The following is a 19,962-nucleotide window of genomic DNA, read 5'->3' as shown; positions in this document are numbered from 1 at the left end:
GTATGAATAATAAAGAGTTCCGATTTCAAGGTCTTGATGCTAAAACAGAGCTTAAATTGGCTTTAATGTTAATTTTTCCAAGTCTAATGATTATGTTTGGAATATTATATGGCAGTCATATTTTATTTCCTAAAATATCTTTTCTCATGCCGCTTCTTTTTGGAGCTACAACAACGGTAGGAATAAGCATTATTATATTAAAACAATTAACTAATCTGGTCAGAGAAAAAGAATGGATTATAAATATAGATGATAAATTTTTAAATCTGAAATTCAGAGGTATTAATCATCATATTCAATTATCTGATATTAAAATAATCAAAAACTTGGGAAATATTGGATTGCGTTATCTGACAATTAAGACGAAAAATAATGTAATTAAAATAAGAGTAGGTAATACAGGCTTGGCACCATTCTCTAAGCAAAAAGATATAGATGAATTAGATGCATTTGTTCAATATTTAAAACCTTATATTGATAAGCATTTTAATGAAAAAGTGCTTAAAAATATTGTACAACCTAATATTATTCCAAATTTTGGAGTTTATGTAGTAAAAGAAGAAAAGATAAAATACTCAATAATAAATAGAATGAAACCTTGGCAAGTGGTGGTATTTATTTTAGGAATATTAGTCTTAATAATGATACTTTTTGTAAATATTATGGAATATATTTTTTTTAAATAATATAAATATGGCAGTTTACTTACCTGAAAATGTATTTGCAGTTTGTACAAATCAATTAAACTCAGACTATAAACAATTTAATCTGAGCGATAACAGACAATTTAAATCTGTGAAATTAGGTACTCAAAATAGAGTTTTTCTGGTTAAAATTGATAAAAAGTTATCAGAGGATTTTGAATGTAAAAGCGGTTGGAGTTCTGGTTTAGGAACTGTAGCTTTTGGAGGAGGAGTTATAGGAGGAATGCTTTTAGTAGCTGCAACTGCAGCAACTATTCCCGTCGCAGGATGGATCGTTGGAGGGGCAATTGCAATTGCAGCCTTTGGATATGGCCTTTGGCAAATGAGTCAACGACCAACGTGTAGTGAAATGATTGGCTTTGAGGAAAGTCAGTGGAAAAATCATCATACGACAGTACATTTTGATAGTAATAAAGTTAAAAATAAAGATATGTATTTGGCATTGACAAAGAATTCAATGCTAGCATGTAAGGAGGGTGGGGTTTTATTACCTTTTATCAGCCGTACTTCTGCAAATAGCGCAGCATATAGCATTTCTCTAAATAATAACACTGAAAAATGGGTTAATATAGGTTCTGGACTTATTGCTGGGGTTTTGTTTGGTTTTAGTATGGGTACCAGTTTGCCTGTCGGAGGTTTATTAGGAGGAGCGAGGTCTCTATATGTAGCAAAACAAACTGCAATTTTTTTAGGTTTCTTACCGATTGGGTATTTTTTAATAAATCCTTTAGCTTCATCCACTGCCACATCAATTAATGCGGGAATAGGTGATGGTAGCTATGAAAATGTTAAAGGAGCAGGTGAAAGTACAACAAACTTAATTCAGCCAACCGATAGTTGGGATCCATATTCGGTAGCTATGGATGCTAAAGATATCCCGAATATTAAACAGCGAATGATTGACAATAAAGCAACAAAAAGTGATATTGCAAAATTTGAAACCGGAGTTGCTGAAGCACAGAGGCAAGGAACATATTCACTTAAAAATAATCCTGATCTTAAGGAAATAATAATCAGGATGAAAAATGGAGATTTTGGGAGTGTTCTTAAAGACAAAATCACTAATAAAAGTGGTAATTTAAGGGGAATGGTTAATGAGCGGAATGTTGGAAGTGCAGTCAATATTCATCATGAAAATGGTAAAGCTTCGATTAAAGCTAACACATTATTAAACATTGAAACTTCCGGAAAAGTAGCGGGAGGTATAATTACTCTAATAGCACCTTTTGTCAGCAGTTTTTTTGCAGAGAATGCCATAAGACTTGCTGCAGAAGATTTTTCAAATGATAATACAGATAGTATCGCGGTCAATGCAAATGATGCATGAATTTTAAGTAATTTCTATTAGGAAGTATCAATCTATCTGTGAATGTCAAAAAACATAAAGATAAAAAAATTGGCTATTCTTCATGAGCAATTTTTGTAGCTGTACTATCTTTTTAGTAAGTGAATTTTTCATTACAAAATGCTATCAGCCAGAAAATCTGACAAAGTATTTGCACCCATTTCATAGATCAAATGTGTTTCATATGATATTTATCAACTGTTTAAAAAAGGGGAAGTCTTCAAAAAAGGGGAAGTTTACCATATGAAGAAGAGAAAGGGGAAAATCTTAAGAAATTTCTGATGTCAGCTCAAATGGAATTGCGTTTTTCAATGATGAGAAAGAAAAATTATCAAAGTGTCTTTTGGTATTCCAACCAAGATTAATAATATAAATCGTGAGCTGGATATTCGATACAATTAATATTAAATAATTCCCGCTAGCATATCCTCTATCTTATTTCTATTATTTCCCGTAATGGGGTAAAATAATAGTAATTAATGGTATTTTAAATAGGGTTAAACCTTTTATAAATAGGCAATTAAGACATTGTGTTAAATCAAAAGTCGTAGAATTACTACATCAAATCGTAGTATTACTACAATATTTCAGATTTACCTCTAAAAACTTTTTCTTTACCTGTATCGGGTCTATCTTTGTTCTGTAATCAATCACTAATCACAATATTATATAACAATTAAATACACCAATCATGGCAGCAAATTCAAGAGGAATCTTAAAATTCAACAACGGAGGAGAACAAAAATTATTAAAGCTTAATTATAGCGTATCAAGATCTACAGACGTTTCAGGACGTGTAGCATCAGATCCTTCAAACGCTTTGATCAAAGTAACAGTAGAAGCTACTGAAAAATCTGATATCTTGGAAAGTTTATTGAACGGAAAATATAAGCCTACAACAGGTGAAGTTACTTTCAATAAATCTCATGAAGAAGGTACATTAACGACTTTGAAGTGGGAAAACGGATATGTAATTCAACACGAAGTAGACTTTGATGCTATTGACAGCAACAGCATGTTGATCAGCTTTGTGATCAGTGCAGAGGTAATCACTCTGGGGAATTCTGAGTACCGTGGAATGTGGCCAGGAGGTCAATAATGAATAGACCCAAGTCTTTTAATAAAAAAATAACATCAAGACAGAATAGCAGAAATGCTGTTCTGTTTTTTTATGAAATGCGATGAATATGCGTTAAGATTTTAGAGACCAGATAACAGATATTAGACTTTTAAGCTATTGATTCAATATTTAGAATTGTAAAATAATAAACGCTGTATTCATTCACCCTAAACCCCTTGTACTCTCACACTCCAGAACACATCCCACATAATTCATCACTTATACCTCCTGAAAATATTCCTATTTTCTTATATTTGTTCATTATAGATATTATGGACGCAACACAAGATAAAAGACTCTTTCTTATCGATGCTTATGCAATGATTTTTAGAGGATATTACGCATTGATCAGGAATCCGAGGCTTACCAGTACAGGACTGGATACTTCTGCTATTTTCGGTTTTACCAACTCTTTGATAGAATTGATCAGAAGAGAAAAGCCATCCCATCTGGCGGTTGTTTTTGATGTAGGACAGGCCAGTGTAAGAACAGACGATTATTCAGACTACAAAGCCAACAGAAGCGAAACTCCTGAAGCGATCAAAATTGCTATTCCATACATTCACAGAATTCTTCAGGCGATGCATATCCCGATTTTAGGGGTCGAAGGTTACGAAGCAGATGACGTTATAGGAACCATTGCCTGCAAAGCAGAAAAAGAAGGCTATACCACTTTTATGGTGACGCCCGACAAAGATTTTGCTCAGTTGGTAACCGATAAAATCAAGATTTATAAACCCGGTTTAAAAGGTGGAGATATTGAGATCCTTGGAGTAGAAGAAGTAAAAGCAAAATACGAGATTGAAGATCCGAAGCAGGTCATCGATTTCCTTGCGATGATGGGTGATGCTGTGGATAATATCCCCGGACTGGATGGAGTAGGAGAGAAAACGGCGATGAAATTCCTTAAAGAATTCGGTAATATTGAAACCCTTTTACAGAATACGGATAAACTGAAAGGAAAACTGAAAGAAAAAGTAGAAGCCTCTGCTGAACGTGGAATTTTATCAAAAAAATTAGCCACCATTATCTGTGATGCCCCTGTAGAATTTCATCAGGAACAATATGATCTTGATACGCCGGATTTCGATAAAGTAAAAGAAGTTTTTGACGAAATTGAATTCAGAAGATTATATGAAAACCTTTACAGAGCTTTTGCTTCTGCTCCTGTAGAAACATTAATCGTGAGTGAAGTTGAAGTAACCCAAAAACCTTCAGGCGCAGAAATAAAAGGACAAGCCATGCAGCTTGACCTGTTTGCCAATTTTGAAGAGCTGGATCAGGCAACCTCTACAAAATCGACAATAGAACACAATGATCACCTGTACCAGTTTGTAGATAATCCTAAAGCACAGAAAGTTCTGGTCAACAATTTATTAAAACAGAAAGCAGTCTGTTTTGATACAGAAACCACATCACTGAACGAACTGGAAGCAGAGCTTGTAGGAATGAGTTTTTCTTATAAAAAAGGTCTGGCTTACTACATCCCTCTATCCGAGGACAAAGGCGAAGTCCTTCAGACTTTGGAAATCTTCAGACCATTTTTTGAAAAAGAAGATTTGCTGAAAATTGCCCACAATTTAAAATTCGATTATAAAATATTAAAACAGTACGATATTACGGTAAAAGGGGCCATGTTTGACACCATGATCGCCCATTATCTGCTGAATCCTGACGGAAGACACGGAATGGATTATCTTTCAGAAGTTTATCTGAATTATAAACCCGTTTCTATTGAAACCATTATCGGAAAGAAAGGTAAAAATCAGGGAACCTTCAGAGATGCGGACTTGAGAACACAGACCGATTATGCAGCGGAAGATGCGGATATTACCTTCCAGTTGTATGAACTCTTCGCACCACAACTTAAAAAAGAAAATTTAGAAGACCTATTCTTCAATATAGAAATGCCTCTGATGGAGGTACTCGCTAAAATGGAATTGTCCGGAATTTCATTGGATGAAAAATGGCTGGCGCAGGAAAGTATCGATCTGGAAAATGATCTGAGACAACTGGAAACCACCATTTTTGAGATTTCAGGAGAAGAATTCAACATGAATTCACCAAAACAGCTTGGAGAGATTCTGTTTGAAAAAATGCAGCTGGATCCAAAAGCGAAGAAAACAAAAACCGGGCAATATGCTACTTCTGAAGATGTTCTTCAGAAACTTTCCTCGAAGCATGAGATCATCAAGCATATTCTGGAATACAGAACCTATCAGAAATTAAAGTCAACCTACGTGGATGCACTGCCTTCACAGATCGATAAGCAGGACAGCCGGGTTCATACCAATTTCTCACAGACTACGGCTGCTACGGGCCGTCTGGCGAGTGTCAATCCGAACCTTCAGAATATCCCGATCAGAACCCTTCGTGGACAGCAGATCAGAGGTGCTTTTGTTTCAGGAGAAGGGAAAAAGATCATTTCTGCCGATTACTCACAGATCGAACTTCGTTTGATCGCCGAGATTTCAGGAGAAGATAATATGATCAAAGCTTTCCAGGACGGAGAAGATATTCATGCCTCAACAGCGGCCAAACTATTTAAAATTCCGTTGGAAGAGGTTTCTAAAACCCAGAGAAGCCAGGCAAAGACGGTGAATTTTGGAATTATCTATGGACAGGGAGCCTTTGCTTTAGCGGAACAAACCGGATTATCGAGAACCGAAGCGAAACAGATGATTGAAGCCTATTTTGAGACCTATCCGAAACTAAAGGAATACATGGCCGAGCAGGTGAGCAAAGCCCGTCAGATAGGCTATGTGGAAACTATTTTAGGACGAAAACGTCATTTAAAAGATATCAATTCCAATAATTTCGTGGTAAGAGGTCATGCAGAAAGAAATGCCGTAAATGCACCGGTTCAGGGAAGTGCAGCAGATGTTGTAAAGCTTGCCATGATCAAAATTGATAAAGAACTGGAAGCCCAGCAGCTAAAAACCAAAATGCTTCTTCAGGTACATGACGAATTGGTGTTTGAATCTCCGATAGACGAGATTGAAATCGCTTCAAAACTGATTAAAACTGAAATGGAACGTGCTTTAGAAACGCAGGTGCCATTATTGGTAGAAGTGGGAGTCGGAAATAACTGGCTGGAAGCACATTAATAAAAATGTTACAGAGATAAAATAAGGTGAGTTTCCAAAAACTCACCTTATTTTTTGTCTTAATTTAGTAAAGCAATTTAAACAAAAAGAAGACTAAAAATTTAGCCTTCTCAACTTTTTGCACTTCGCATAAAGTCTTTGTAATCATTTTTCACCTCATTGATCTTACCTTCGTTTTGTGTCTGTCAAAAGAATTATGCATTCTAATGATGAGGTAATAAAGATATAAAAGAAAAACCTTCTGTGAAATACTACTTTTGGGGTAGTTTTTGATGAGAATGAAAGAAAATATTTATTCGTGAACTGCATCATAAGCTTTCCTTACCACATCATCCGGAGACATTTTTTCAAATAAATACCTTTCTTTTTTAAGGTGAATCGTTTTAGATTTCGAAGGCATTTCCTCTTCCATGGTATTTATGGTTTCATGGATCAGCTTTCCCTTCAGAGGCTCGTAATAGAGAGCAGAATGAGAACCTGCTCCCATATTATATGTTTCGACATAAGTAAGAACCAGATCGCCATTCAGATACTTAAATCTGCTGAATTGATTTCCGTTAGGCCCAATATCATATAAATTGATGCTCAGACCTCCATTTTCAATCGAAATGTCTTCCGGATCATGCATTTTATAGCCAGATTCGTTGTATTCATAAGGGAAAACGGTGTCTGATATCTTATCAGCACGATACGTTTTATCCGTATTCCTTAATAAATTATCATCTTTCTGTCAGCCAGTGTATCTTCTTTTTTTCTAATCACCAATGCCATATCACTCAGTCCGTCCTGATTGAGATCTCCTTCCGCATCATACTGGATTTCATATCCGTCCGGAACAAGATCAGATGGTTTTTTTCCAAACTGAATAGAGTTTGTGTGCTGTTCAGGGAGCAGGTTGCTTGCAGTATCTTTTTGAATATTTTTTTCTTTGGTAGTGTCTTTTTTCTGATCTGCATTGGGTTTTTCATCTTTTTTGCAGGAATACAGAAAAAGAAACAGAGCCAGTAGAGGAAATAATTTTTTCAATGTTTTTTTAGTTTTGTGTTTGGGTAAATTTAAGTTTTTTTCATAAAATATTTTAATAAGACCCTATCATTCTAATCATAGCAAGGTCATCCGTTGGTTTTAATCCGTAATAATGTTCCAGTTTTTTGAGTTTTCTATTGAGCATTTCGTCGGTGTCAATAAATGATCGCTCAGTCATCAGATATTGTGGAATATCTATTTTTTCTTCCGTATCCGTTTTTTTGATTTTAGTAAAACTCAGAATACCATCAGTAGCGATAGAAACATCCTTCAAATGGTCAAAAAATATTTTTTGCTGCAGACTTATATACCAGTCTTCAAAATTCTCTCAATTCTTTTAGCAGGTGAATTTGTTCTGTAATCCATTCCGTATCTAAATTATATTTGAATTTAAAATTATTTGTAGCCTTTAGAAATTCTTCAGCTTTAACTTTTCCTTCCTGCTGCTTAATAATTTCTGCAGTTTGTAAATTTCTTATTTTAGAGATTTCATGTCTGTCTTGCAGCATCTTTTCCCATTGAGTTAGGTGTTTTGAGTAGTTATTGGTTCCATTGATTCCATCGAGATATACCAGTGTTTCCATTACCCTTTCCTGATCAAAATAAAGTTGAGGTTTTTGTAAATAATAATCCAGATACTGATTCAGGTAGTCAATGGTTTTCTGATTATTATAAAAAGCAAAAACAAGTGCGTAAAGATCTCCGGCATAGCATACCTCACTCTTAAGTAGATGTACACCAATAATATCGATCTGATTTTCATAATTTTTTATGGCAGAAAGATATGCTCCAACCGTTCTTGTTCTCCAGTTAAAATCTCCGAGAAGTGCCAATGTAACTTCTTCAGTGATTTCATCTTTAAGTTGTTTCATATCTTCAATCCACGAACCTGAAGTATGCCGCATTTCCATATAGAACGGTAAGACCCATTGGTCAATGAATTCTTTACTCAATTCAAAATCATTTTTATGGCTTTTCAAGTGATCAAAATCAGATCGGTGCCTTACAGTAGCGCCTGCTGAGTGTAAATTGATTTCGTTTTGCCTGTTTTCGTTCATGTTTCAATACCTTTATTTATTTTGTAGAGCTCTTAATTTTTCTTCACATCATGGATTGCTTTTTCCATTCTTTCTTCCCAACCTTTTCCATTCCTTCTGTCAAGATAAGCATGGGTTAATTCACTATATCTTTCCTGAGCTTTTTGATCAATTTTAACAATGACACATCCCGTGTTTTTATAAATGATTCCGTATCTTTTAGCGATGCTATCTACCTTTTTAGTTGTTTTCTCATTGTCAACAGGAAGAGAGAAGCCACCTGTATATCTAATTACAATCTGACCTTTTCTAATATCTTTTTCAGCTTCCTTGGTATAATGATCCTCTTGATTTCTGAGCTCTGTTTTGTTCTTTATAAACCCATCTGCAGCCATGTAAACAAAAAAAGCAAGAGCCAGAGCATTTAAAAGCGGGAATACATTTAAAAATTTACTTTTAAAGTTTAATTTTTTAAAATCCAGACTGCTCACCAGATAAGAAGCCAATGCAGTTACCGCAAAAATGGCTGGCAGGTATTGGAGCTGACACTCTTGAATGATGTACCACAGATTAAACTGCATAGGATAATTTATAAAATAATATACTGCAATATACGCAGCAGTCAACAGCAGTATGACCGCTAAATTGGTGATAATAAGTTTTTTGTACATATCAGACAACTTTATTACTATTTAAAAATAAGGTTTTCCGCCGATACTCAACAGATGAAAGGTTTTATTTTTTTAATATTTTGAACTTTAAAAAGCAGAGGAAGCAGGAGAAGAAATGTAGAATTTTATTCATGATTTACTTTCCTGTAAATGATCTCATCGTCTTTCAATCCATAGACAGAGCAATTTTCTGAAGTAAGATCTATAAGATCAAAAAACAGGTGAAAACTATAGGTATGTTCATTGAGCAGTTGAGTATATTGGATGGTTTCTTTGACAGGAATGGTATAAGTAAAAGTCTGCCCGGGTTTTAGTCTTACTGTACTTTTAATGCAGTCTTTGAAACAATCTACGTCAGCAGTATAGTTGATTTTGTTACCAACATTGGGACTGCTTTCTGTAATTTTGATAAGCTGCATTCTGTAAGGTGAGAAATCTTTGTTGATCTTAACTTTCTTATTACCTGCATTCGTGACAGAAAGCTCTACAATCCCCGTACTTTGAAGATTGGAGGTGGTAGATTCAAGTTTTAGGGTACATTTTTTCTGCCCTGAAACAAAAAATACATCCAATATCAGTACAATAAACAGAGCTTGTTTCATCAATAAATTATTAATCCTAAGATAGTTAAAAAAAATAAATAGTTGAAGTACCTAAAAACAGAAAAAGGACCACAAAAACCTTCAGCAGATTTTCGTAGTCCTTTATCGAAGCCCTTTTCAGAGAAGGCTAGATATTGTATTCGATCTCACCGATGTAGTAGAGGGCATACTCCTCTTCATTCACAGAAACAGGATTGGGAATGACGTTTTTCGTGCCGAAAATAATAGAATTGACCGGAGTTTCCAAACCAAGTTCATTGATTTTTTGTTCCACAATCGGAAGCCATTGATCCGCATAAGAATAATCTGTAAATTTTTCATAAATCCCTAAATTTTCATCTTCAAAACCATATTCCAGAAAATCATAGTCGAACCATTGTATTTTCTGTGATTCAGCAAATTTTGAGACGTAAAGGTCTTCATTTTCTTCTTCAATATAATAACTTTCATCTTCTTCAGCAAAATCATTAAAGTCATCTTCATTTTTAAAATATCCCAACCAAAAGTGTGAAATCTCTTTCTCCATAAATTATTTTTTAAGTATACCGTATGTTTATTTTATTCTTCTCGAATGTTCGCTTTCGTTAATGACTTTTTCAAGTCTCGATTGTCTTGTTTTTTCCTGTTGGGCACTCATCAGCCAATGAATGATGGTCCTTTTATAAGAAGCAGCCTGCTTTTCAAAAAATTCCCATGCATTAGGATGGGTTTTAAACGCTTTTTCATACGCAGAATCAAGAATAAGCTCTTTTTCATGCGAATAGATTCCCGTTTTATCCTCCTTTCTTGCTTCAAATGCTTTTTGCCCTTCTGGGGTCATAAGTCCGGCTTTCGTAAGCTCCTCAACTTTTTTAATGTTGATTATGCTCCAGTTACTATTGGGTTTTCTTGGGGTAAACCGGTTATAATAACTTTCCGCATCTATGGATCTTCTTACCCCATCGATCCACCCGAAACATAAAGCCTGATCTACAGACTCAGACCAGTTCAGGGAAGGTTTTCCACTGTTCTTTTTGTAAAATCCCACCAGGATTTCTTTTTCTTTCGAATGATTTTCTTCCAGCCACTTTCTGAAATCTTCCTTTGTTGAAAAAAAAATTGGTGCTATGGCGAATCTTAATTAATCATATTAAAATGTAATATTACAAAACTTTTCTTTTAAATGAGAATCTGACAGTACAAAGTCAGGATGTCAAAAAACGTGATCATAAACTTTTTTATCGTAATTTTATTCAGGTAAAATTGTATACCATGGAATTTCTTCAGGATCATTATGTGGTCCAAAACGAGCTGCTGCTGATATTGATCTCAGTTCTTCTGGGACTGTTGATTGGTGCAGAACGCGAATATCGGAATAAATCTGCAGGGCTCCGTACCTTTATTCTGGTATGTTTCGGATCTTGTCTGTTCACCATCCTTTCCATTAAAATAGGCGTGCAGAATCCTGACCGTCTTGCGGCCAATATTATTACCGGGATTGGTTTTCTGGGAGCCGGGGTTATTTTTAAAGGAGACAATAGAATAGAAGGAATTACAACGGCTACAACCATTTGGGCCACTGCTTCTATAGGAATGGCCATAGGTTCAGGATATGTCTACCTGTCCCTTCTTGGAACCGCGCTGGTACTCATTATTCTGAGTGCACTGATCTATCTTCAGAATTTTATAGACAGCAGCCATAAAATCAGGGAATATAGAATAACAGTGGTGGGTCCCGAAGATATTAACCATTGCGAAACGATATTTGATGAACATCACCTGAAACACATGATGCTTAAATTACAGTATACTCAGGGGAACCTCTCTGTAACCTGGAGGCTTACCGGAAATAATACAAAGCATGATGAGGTTATAAAAAGTCTCATCAATGATCCTAAAATCACAGCTTATCAATTTTAGAACAAAGCAAAAAAATAAAGGCCGGAGCCTTTATTTTTTCTTGAAAACATACAGATCCTTGTTGGGTCCGGTAATTTCCTTGCCATCCATATCAAGCTGTATAAGAATATTTTCTCCCACTTTATATTTGTAACTGGCCGTTTTTCCTTTTAATGTAATGGAGCTTCCTGAAGCATCCCATTCAAAACTTCCTTTATCTTGGTTTTTTGAATTTCTGTCGATATATTCTTCCGTTATGCTGAACGTTTTGTCATTGTTTAAAGTCAAAGAAGTCTTAATTCCCGGACAATCTGCACAAGGAACAACGGCTTCATAAGTACCCGGCCAATCCAGAGCATTTTCCGAAGTATCTCCTGCAGCAGTAGGCGTTGCTTTTGTAATACTGTCTGCCGGTGTTGTGCCGACAGTGGCAGAATCTGTGGTCGTATAAGTTGGGTCAGTCGTTTTTTCTTTTGGATTACACGATGCTAAAAAGACAGCCGATGCAATGCCAAGAATAAGCATTTTGCTATTCATCATAATGAAGTAATTTAGATATATTAATAATAAGGTGCTTTATCAGAACAAAAACTGAGCCAGTAGAAGGGTTGAGGGGTTTCGGAATGCAACATCTTAGAGTTTGAGAGTAGTAAGGTTTTAGAATGAATGAGTTCAGCGTTAATTATGCAGATGTACTATTCTAAAAAGTCCGGGAATTATTGAATCAATACCTTAAAGTCTCATATCTCATGTCTGAAATCTGATGTCTACTATCTGGCATCTAAAAATCTTGATTCTTGGCTCTTATTTCTTGAATCTGAAATCTTGAATTTTAGCCCCATATTTCCACAACCACGTAAGGCATATATATAATATTCTTTGTAAATTGGGGCAAAATTTTGATTATGACAAAAAAGATACTTTTATCCGTATTTATTTTGCCGGCTGTTATGGCTTTCGCACAACAATATGGAGGAATGTGGATTCCGACAGAGTTGAATGAGAAGGAAATGAAGGATTTGGGAATGAAGATCTCTGCCAAAGACATTTTCAATACCCAGAAGCCGAGCATAAAAGATGCTGTTGTCCAGTTTAACGGTGGATGTACTGCGGAGATCATTTCGCCTAAAGGATTGCTGCTTACCAACCACCACTGTGGATACGGGCAGATTCAGGCACATTCTACGGTTCAGAATGATCTTCTTTCCAATGGATTCTGGGCTAAGAATCCGGACGGAGAACTTCCTAATCCTGGCGTAAAAGTAGACTTCATTGTAGACATCAAAGAAGTGACGGATTTTATTTTGGAAGGAACAGACAACCTTGTGGAGCCCGAACTGGCTAAAAAGATCAATAAAAATATCGAAGTTTATAAGAACTCTCAGAAAATAGAATCCTACCAGTCGATCATTGTAAAATCGATGTATTATGGTAACAAATTTTATGCGTTTACTACCGAGACCTACAAAGATATCCGTCTGGTTGGGGCACCGCCTCAAAGCATTGGGAAATTCGGTAGCGATACAGACAACTGGGTTTGGCCAAGACATACGGGAGATTTCTCTATGTTCAGAATTTATGCAGGGAAAGACAACAAACCTGCTGAATATTCAAAAGACAATATTCCTTACGTTCCGAAACATTATCTGCCGGTGTCTATCAAAGATAAAGCTGAAAACGATTTCACCTTCGTATTCGGATTCCCTGGGAAAACTACGGAATATCTTCCTGCAGTAGCGGTAGAGAAGATCATGAAAGATATTGATCCTGCAAGAATTGCTGTACGTGAGGTAGCGCTTAAAACATTAGACGAAAAAATGCGTACAGACAGCGAAACACGTATCAAATATGCTTCAAAATATGCTTCCGTAGCCAACTACTGGAAAAAATGGATTGGTGAAGTGGAAGGCTTGAAAAAGTCCAATGCCGTTGAGAAAAAAGTAATGTACGAAGGTTCTCTGGTGGCAAAAAACCATGAAATCAAAACGACTTTGGACCAGCTGAATAAACTGTACAATGACCAGGCTCCTTATGCCCTGAACAATGCCTATTATACAGAAGTTGTAAAAAATGCAGAAACCCTTAAACTTGCAGGAGATTACTACGATTATATAGCATCTGTAGAATCCGGGAAAATGGAAGAGAAAGAGCTTACCAAATTAAAATCAAAGGTAACCTCATTCTATAAAGATTACAGTGCAGAACTAGATGCAAAAGTAACAGCGAAATTACTCGCATTATACGTAAATAAAACCGCACCCCAATTCTTACCTGCAGGATTCAGCAAATATAAAGACGAAAACCAGAATATCCCGATGATCGAGGAGATGTCTAAAAATTCAATCGTCACAGGAAGATCACAGGTCAACGGAGCAGCTCTGACAGGAGATATTGAAAAAGCATTTTCTAATCAGGACAAACTGATCAAGACTTTGAAAAAAGATCCTGTTTATCAGCTGTATGCTTCTATGAAGGAAACCTACATGAAAACTGCAGATCCCCAGTTTACTTCTCTTCAGGGGAAAATTGATGACCTTCAGAAGAAATTCATGGCCCAGCAGATGGCAACGGATAAAGACAGAAAATTCTTCCCTGATGCCAACTCGACCCTTCGTGTTACCTACGGAAAAGTAAAAGGCTCTACGCCGAGAGATGCTGTTTCCTACGGTTACCAGACGCATCTTGCCGGAGTGATGGAAAAATATATTCCGGGAGATTATGAATTTGATGTGCCTAAAAAACTGATCGATCTTTACAACAAAAAAGATTACGGAAATTATAAAGACAAAACAGGAGATGTTCCGGTAGGATTTACGGCGACCAACCACACCACAGGAGGAAACTCAGGAAGCCCGGCCCTTGATGCTAACGGAAACCTTGTAGGACTTAACTTCGACAGACAGTGGGAGGGAACGATGAGTGACATTAACTATGACCCGCGTTTCAGCCGAAACATTATGGTAGATACCAAATACATTCTCTTCATTATCGAAAAATTTGCCGATTCAAAATGGCTTATCGACGAAATGAAGGTGGTTAAATAATACATAAAAGTAATACCTTTAAGAATCTATTTGAATATCATTTAAATAGATTCTTTTTTATTGTACAGAGATGAAAGATAAGATCATCAGTTTACTTGCTGCTTTCGAAACCGGAAACATAGGCCTATCTTTTCCTATGGAATATTGCCTGCCTGTTTATCATTGTGTTTCTGATGAAAATTTACCCCACATCAGACACATCATTCAATATAAAAATACAAAGCAGTTTGAAGAAGATCTGGATGGTCTTTCAAAACATTTCCAATGGGTAAGCTGGTCAGAATTCAAAGACTTTGTCAACGGAAATTTTAAGCCTCGAAAAAAGATTGCTCTGCTCACTTTTGATGATGGCTTCAGGGAGTTTTATGATACCGTAATTCCTATTCTGGAACGGAAAGGAATCTATGCCTGCAATTTTATAAATCCTGCTTTTATTGACAACCAAGAATTGATGTTCCGGTGTAAGGCCAGTTTAATCATTGACGAAATCGGAAAGGCCCAAAAGATGAATCCTGAAGTGTACAGGATATTGTCATTAGAAAGTCCAACCAGAGAACAGCTTAAACAGTACATATTGAACATTAATTATCATCAAAAGGATCTACTGGATAACCTCACCCAAAAATTTGAGATCGACTGTACAACCTACTTAAAAGAGTATCGTCCATATCTGACAACCGACCAGTTAAAAACACTCACTCAAAAAGGTTACGGAATCTCTTCCCATAGCTGGGATCATCCAAAATACCATGAATTATCCTTGCCTGAACAAATGAAAACTACAGAACGTACCTTCCATTATTTAAAGGAAAATAACCTGATGTATGATAGTTTTGCGTTTCCTTTCACAGATTTCGGAGTGAAAAAAGATTTTTTTGATGAGCTGTTTAAAAATGAAGATCTGTTCTGCTGTTTCGGAAGTGCGGGTGTAAAGTTCGACAGTGTCGAACGGCTTTTTCACAGGATTCCAATGGAAATGGGTGAAAGCGGAGAGCAAACTTTAAAAAAAGAAATCGCTTATTTCAGATTGAAGAAGATCATCAACAAAAATAAAATAGTGAGAAGATGACAGAGCTGAAGATATTGAATAAAAAAGAACTTGACGATTTTGTTACATCAGGTGATTTCAGAAATTTTGATTTTCTTCCCATATCAGAACACAGGGCAGAATCCCATATCAGAAACCTGAAAGCTTTAGATGATCAGACCCTTTTGGTCCTTGCATTTTATGACGGAAAGCTTGCAGGATATGTGGGATGTTTTCCCGATAATTATCTTATAGATGGGAAAATATTCCATTATGCGTGGTTAAGTACATTGTATGTGAGTGAAGAATTTCGCGGAAAAAGAATTGCAAAAACATTGCTGAATAAAATGTTTGAGGAATATGACGGAAATATTATTGCAACTGAATTCACCAAAGAAGCAGAAACTCTTTATAACATGTTGGGTGTATTCGAATACGTTTTTCCAAAACCGGGGAAAAGATATTATTTCCGTTCAGACGCAACCCATATTATTCCTGAAAAAAAGCCGGAAATAAAGTCATTAAAGCCTGTTTTTAAATGGGCAGATGCGGCAGCCAATTCTTTGATTGCCTTAAAAAACCTGACGATAAAAAAACCTGACTTCAGATTCGAAATTCTTGATCATATTGATACCGAAAGTTCTGAATTCATGTCCAAATTCCAGAGCAGACGAAATGCAGATGAGATCAATATATTTATAAAAAATCCGTGGGTACTGCAAAGTAAAAGTAAAGAAGACAAATATTTGTTTTCAAGCCATGCTGAGGTCTTCAGGTATTTCTGGATTAAAATATATGACAAAAATAATACTTTAACAACATGTTCACTGCTGCTTTTAAGAGACGGCTATCTTAAAATTCCTTACCTCTTTTCTGAAACCGGTTTAGACCGTTTCACTGATTTCTTAAGCTATTTTATCGTTAAAAATAAAGTAAAAGCACTGACAAGTTATCAGCAGGAATTAAACAAAAAAATTGAACAGTCAAAAACATTTCCCAAAATCTACGAACGTGATTTTGAAAGAAGATACCTTTTTCACAAGCAGCTTATTGAGCATCTTCCGAAAGGATTTGATCCCAGGTATCAGGATGGTGATGGAGATTGTATGATGACGTAGACGGATCTTGAGTTGGAGAGTTTGAGCATTTTTGTGTTTGCGAGTAACTATGAGATCAGTGGAAAATAGTAAAGACAGGAAATTGTGAAGCCAAAGCAACCAGTAGCAGTAGAAATGTCCGGTCTCTCTTTTCTGCAATCTTTATTCTTTCTTCTTTATTCTTTGTTCTTTGTTCTTTGTTCTTTCTTCTTTCTTCTTGTCTCTAAAATACGATCATCATTATAGTACTATAAAGAGTATGGGCTTCGATATCTGCCCTCTTTCAAAAAAAAACCGCCTCAATAGCTGAAGCGGTCTTTATTGTTTAATGTCCGAAAATATCGTCCAGGCTTAACTCTTTGAACGGGCCCATCTCGTTGACGGCATCCATATCCAGGTTTTCTTTCTTACCGATAATGGCGGTATTGAAATGAATCGGTTTGATGTTTGTCTGGTAGAATTCTCTTACATCTTCAAATTTCAGAGTTTCGATCTGTGCGTAAATATCTTTTCTGAAGTCATGATAGATGTTCAGTTTCTTCAATCGTAAGGTATTGAAAAATATATTGTTCCGGGTAATTCTGGTAGAAGCGATCTGTTTCAATGCTGCATTTCTGGCATTTTCAAACTGGATGGGAACTTCAGGAAGTTCCTCCATCAGTTCACTCATTGTACTTACGGCAATCTGAAGTTTATCCGGCTGTGTTCCGATATACGTGGTGATATAATCCGCATGTCCTAGTTCAGAGTTAGCAGCATAAGAAACATAGGCTGAATACGCTAAGCTTTTGCTTTCACGGATCTCCTGGAATACAATAGAAGAAAGTCCTCTTCCGAAATACTCATTGAAAACATTGATTTTTCCGAAGTTTGAAGTGTTCACCTCATAACCTCTTCCTACTTTGCTCATTTCCATCTGGACCATATCATAATCCGTGAAATAGACGTTTCCGTTCGTTTCAGGTTCAGGATATTGTTTGGGTTCAGGAATCTGTAAACTTGCATTTTCTACATATTTTCCAATATACTGCTTAAAGTTTTCAAGTTTTTTCCCGTAATAGAATAGTTGGTAAGGATAGTTGAAAAGTTGTTTCATCCGATTGGTAAATACCTCAGGACTGCTGCTTTCCAGTTCTTCCTTCGAAATGATATCCGTGTATCGCGAAAAGCTACCCAGTTTTGTATAGTTGGTAAGGGCAGTCATGATTCTGTTTTTATCTTTTTTCGAGGCCTGGCGGTTTTCCAGAACAGTTTCAACAAATTGAGTATAAATTTCCTGGTCCGGTTTCACCTCATACATCCAGTTTTGTAAAAGAGCAATGCCCTTTTCAATATTTTCCTCAAGCCCGCTCAGTGAGATGATAAGCTGATCATGGGTTGTTTTAAAATCATTCGTAACCCCGATTTTAAATAATTCCTGTTTTAAATCCTCAGCCGAAAGATTTTCCGTTCCAAGGTATTGGAGCAGCTGGGTAGAAATCCCAAGATCCCTGTCATGATCCCCTCCGAAAGGGAAAATAAAGTGAATTTGTGCAATATCATTGTACTTATTATGAACGAAGCTCAGTTTTTTATCCTTTATGATATCTGTATGAATTTCTTTCTCATAATCAATAAATTCGGGCTGTATATCCTCCGTTTTTTCTGACAGAATTTCTTTTAAAAATTCGGACTGTGCCTCCCGGTTGATTTTGATAGGAGTAATTCCTGGATTTTCAACCCGTACCAGTTGGTCATTAATGCCTTTCTCTTTATACACTTCAACATAATGATTCTTAAAAAAAGTCTGAGCAAAATCTACCACTTCTTCCTTTGTAAAATCCTGATATTCGTCCAGTTCATTCAGTTCCTGCTCCCACGATCTCCCTTTGATATAGGTATCATACAGATTGGTAGCCAGCCCATCAGCTGTTTCAAGTCCCTTCAGGCGCTGAATTTTAAAATCATTAATGATCGCTGGAAGAATCCAGTCCGGAAAATCGCCTTTTTTAATCAGTTCGATCTGTTCCAGAACCATTTCCTTCGCTTCGTCTAAGGTCTGGGTTTCTTTCGGAACAGCGACGATGGAAAAATATCCGTACTCCTTTAAACCTACAGAAAAAGCCTGCGCCCAAAGCATTCTCTGCGTTTGATTAATATTAAGATCAAGTAGGCCAGCTTCCCCTCTGTTGCTGAGAATGTTGGCTACAATATCTGCCAACATTGCTTCTCTCGTACCATAACTGTCAGTTCTCCATGCCAGCTGAACCCTTGGAGTCGTAGGACTTTTTACCGTTCTTTTTATAATTTTCGTTAAAGGCTGTTCAATCACAGGTGTTTTTTTGGGAAGTTCTCTGTAAGGAATCGTTCCAAAATATTGATTAACCAGTTGAATAGTCTCCTCAAAATCCAGATCACCCACCAAAACCATCGCGTAGTTATTCGGAACGTAATATTCATCAAAATACTTGTGAATGGCCTTCATCGAAGGATTTTTGAGGTGTTCGGGATCTCCGATAGTTGTTTGCTGACCATTCGGGTGGGTAGGAAACAGCGCATCCATCAATTCATAATTGACCAATCTTGAATCGTTATCCTGTGCTCTGTTAAATTCCTCATACACTGATTCCAGCTCGGTATGGAAAAGTCGGAGAACAACTTCTGAAAATCTTTCCTTTTCTATTTTAAGCCATTTTTCGAGCTCGTTGTTCGGAACATTATTCTTATAAACCGTTTCGTCAAACCAGGTGTGTGCATTGGTTCCGGTAGCACCCAGTGAAGAAATTACTTTATCATATTCATTCGCGATCGCATATTGGCTGGCTTCCTGAGATACCTCATCTATTTTTTTATAAATCTCTTTTTTCTTGTCAGGATTCTGTTCCGCTTTATGCTCCTCATACAATGCCGAGATCTGGTCAAGAAGTTCCTTTTCCTTTTCCCAGTTCTGCGTCCCGATCTTAGAAGTTCCCTTAAACATCATGTGTTCCAGATAATGGGCAAGCCCCGTATTATCAGATGGATCATTGTTACTTCCCGTTCTCACGGGAATATAAGTCTGTATCCTTGGGGCATCAAAATTCTGGGCAAGAAAAACTTTTAAGCCATTTTTCAGGGTATAGATTCTTACCTTATTTTCATCATGCGTTACTGTAATATATTCGTAGTTGTTTTTATCTGTATGAACCGTCTCTCTGTATCTTTTATCAATCATAAGCTAACTCATTTCATCCTTTTAGATCCGAATGCACTACAAATGTAAGCAATCAAAAAAAATTCCAATACGTTTTTGTGACTATTACATCTATAGCTTCGATTTGCAACA

At 36.3% G+C, this 19,962-nt stretch carries 18 protein-coding genes; 8 read left to right on the top strand and 10 right to left on the bottom strand.

Translation table 11 applies throughout. The features are described from left to right. Nucleotides 1-2 precede the first annotated feature (2 nt). The 4 genes from EG346_RS00450 to polA all read left to right on the top strand — a co-directional run bounded on the left by EG346_RS00450 (nt 3) and on the right by polA (nt 6,276). Complete coding sequence (locus EG346_RS00450; protein ID WP_073333670.1) at nt 3-686, top strand: hypothetical protein; 684 nt, start codon at nt 3-5, stop codon at nt 684-686. 7 nt (nt 687-693) lie between these two features. Next, complete coding sequence (locus EG346_RS00445; RefSeq protein WP_123876645.1) at nt 694-2,031, top strand: hypothetical protein; 1,338 nt, start codon at nt 694-696, stop codon at nt 2,029-2,031. A 709-nt stretch (nt 2,032-2,740) separates the two neighbouring features. Next, the gene (tssD, locus tag EG346_RS00440) at nt 2,741-3,148 is read left to right on the top strand and encodes a type VI secretion system tube protein TssD (RefSeq protein WP_175550373.1); all 408 of its coding nucleotides are present in this window, start codon (nt 2,741-2,743) and stop codon (nt 3,146-3,148) included. Between the two features lie 293 nt (nt 3,149-3,441). Then, nucleotides 3,442-6,276, top strand: coding sequence for a DNA polymerase I (gene polA, locus EG346_RS00435; RefSeq protein ID WP_073333675.1), 2,835 nt, complete (start codon nt 3,442-3,444; stop codon nt 6,274-6,276). Nucleotides 6,277-6,568: 292 nt separating this feature from the next. Here polA and EG346_RS00430 read toward each other — a convergent pair whose 3' ends face one another. From EG346_RS00430 to EG346_RS00395, 8 genes are all read right to left on the bottom strand, one after another. Continuing rightward, entirely contained in the window at nt 6,569-6,904 is a 336-nt protein-coding gene (locus EG346_RS00430; RefSeq protein ID WP_123876644.1) for a hypothetical protein, read from the bottom strand. 80 nt (nt 6,905-6,984) lie between these two features. Beyond that, nucleotides 6,985-7,302 carry a hypothetical protein gene (locus EG346_RS00425; RefSeq protein ID WP_123876643.1) on the bottom strand — a complete coding sequence of 106 codons (318 nt, stop codon included), beginning with the start codon at nt 7,300-7,302 and terminating at the stop codon, nt 6,985-6,987. A 52-nt stretch (nt 7,303-7,354) separates the two neighbouring features. Next, nucleotides 7,355-7,576, bottom strand: a complete 222-nt coding sequence (locus EG346_RS00420) for a hypothetical protein (protein ID WP_073333680.1) — start codon at nt 7,574-7,576, stop codon at nt 7,355-7,357. Between the two features lie 43 nt (nt 7,577-7,619). Further along, a complete protein-coding gene (locus tag EG346_RS00415) occupies nt 7,620-8,360 on the bottom strand; it encodes a DUF6000 family protein (RefSeq protein WP_073333683.1) in 741 nt (246 codons plus the stop codon). A 32-nt stretch (nt 8,361-8,392) separates the two neighbouring features. Continuing rightward, complete coding sequence (locus tag EG346_RS00410; RefSeq protein WP_123876642.1) at nt 8,393-9,010, bottom strand: FEKKY domain-containing protein; 618 nt, start codon at nt 9,008-9,010, stop codon at nt 8,393-8,395. Between the two features lie 125 nt (nt 9,011-9,135). Beyond that, complete coding sequence (locus tag EG346_RS00405) at nt 9,136-9,612, bottom strand: hypothetical protein (RefSeq protein ID WP_073333688.1); 477 nt, start codon at nt 9,610-9,612, stop codon at nt 9,136-9,138. A gap of 127 nt (nt 9,613-9,739) precedes the next feature. Beyond that, entirely contained in the window at nt 9,740-10,138 is a 399-nt protein-coding gene (locus EG346_RS00400) for an immunity 22 family protein (protein ID WP_083564051.1), read from the bottom strand. A 27-nt stretch (nt 10,139-10,165) separates the two neighbouring features. Continuing rightward, nucleotides 10,166-10,720 (bottom strand): YdeI/OmpD-associated family protein, encoded by a 555-nt coding sequence (locus EG346_RS00395; protein ID WP_123876641.1) that lies wholly within the window; start codon nt 10,718-10,720, stop codon nt 10,166-10,168. Nucleotides 10,721-10,863: 143 nt separating this feature from the next. Here EG346_RS00395 and EG346_RS00390 point away from each other — a divergent pair, with 143 nt between their 5' ends. Continuing rightward, nucleotides 10,864-11,511, top strand: coding sequence for an MgtC/SapB family protein (locus EG346_RS00390; protein ID WP_123876640.1), 648 nt, complete (start codon nt 10,864-10,866; stop codon nt 11,509-11,511). A gap of 30 nt (nt 11,512-11,541) precedes the next feature. Here EG346_RS00390 and EG346_RS00385 read toward each other — a convergent pair whose 3' ends face one another. Beyond that, nucleotides 11,542-12,030 (bottom strand): copper resistance protein NlpE, encoded by a 489-nt coding sequence (locus EG346_RS00385; RefSeq protein ID WP_228426459.1) that lies wholly within the window; start codon nt 12,028-12,030, stop codon nt 11,542-11,544. Nucleotides 12,031-12,395: 365 nt separating this feature from the next. Between EG346_RS00385 and EG346_RS00380 the strand changes: the two genes are divergently transcribed. The 3 genes from EG346_RS00380 (at nt 12,396) to EG346_RS00370 (ending at nt 16,679) form a co-directional block, all read left to right on the top strand. Then, nucleotides 12,396-14,534: a S46 family peptidase gene (locus tag EG346_RS00380; RefSeq protein ID WP_123876639.1), complete on the top strand. Its 2,139-nt coding sequence runs from the start codon at nt 12,396-12,398 to the stop codon at nt 14,532-14,534. Between the two features lie 70 nt (nt 14,535-14,604). After that, nucleotides 14,605-15,603, top strand: a complete 999-nt coding sequence (locus EG346_RS00375) for a polysaccharide deacetylase family protein (protein ID WP_123876638.1) — start codon at nt 14,605-14,607, stop codon at nt 15,601-15,603. Further along, nucleotides 15,600-16,679: a GNAT family N-acetyltransferase gene (locus tag EG346_RS00370; protein WP_123876637.1), complete on the top strand. Its 1,080-nt coding sequence runs from the start codon at nt 15,600-15,602 to the stop codon at nt 16,677-16,679. Before EG346_RS00375 ends, EG346_RS00370 begins: the two co-directional genes overlap by 4 nt. Before the next feature lie 304 nt (nt 16,680-16,983). Here the strand turns inward: EG346_RS00370 and EG346_RS00365 are convergent, their stop codons facing one another. Further along, entirely contained in the window at nt 16,984-19,851 is a 2,868-nt protein-coding gene (locus EG346_RS00365) for a M16 family metallopeptidase (protein WP_123876636.1), read from the bottom strand. Nucleotides 19,852-19,962: the final 111 nt, after the last annotated feature.

The organism is Chryseobacterium carnipullorum, assembly GCF_003815695.1.
GTDB classification, from domain to species: Bacteria; Bacteroidota; Bacteroidia; order Flavobacteriales; family Weeksellaceae; genus Chryseobacterium; species Chryseobacterium carnipullorum.
The sequence above is the reverse complement of the archived record's forward strand: the minus strand, read 5'-3'. Positions and strand labels throughout refer to the sequence as shown.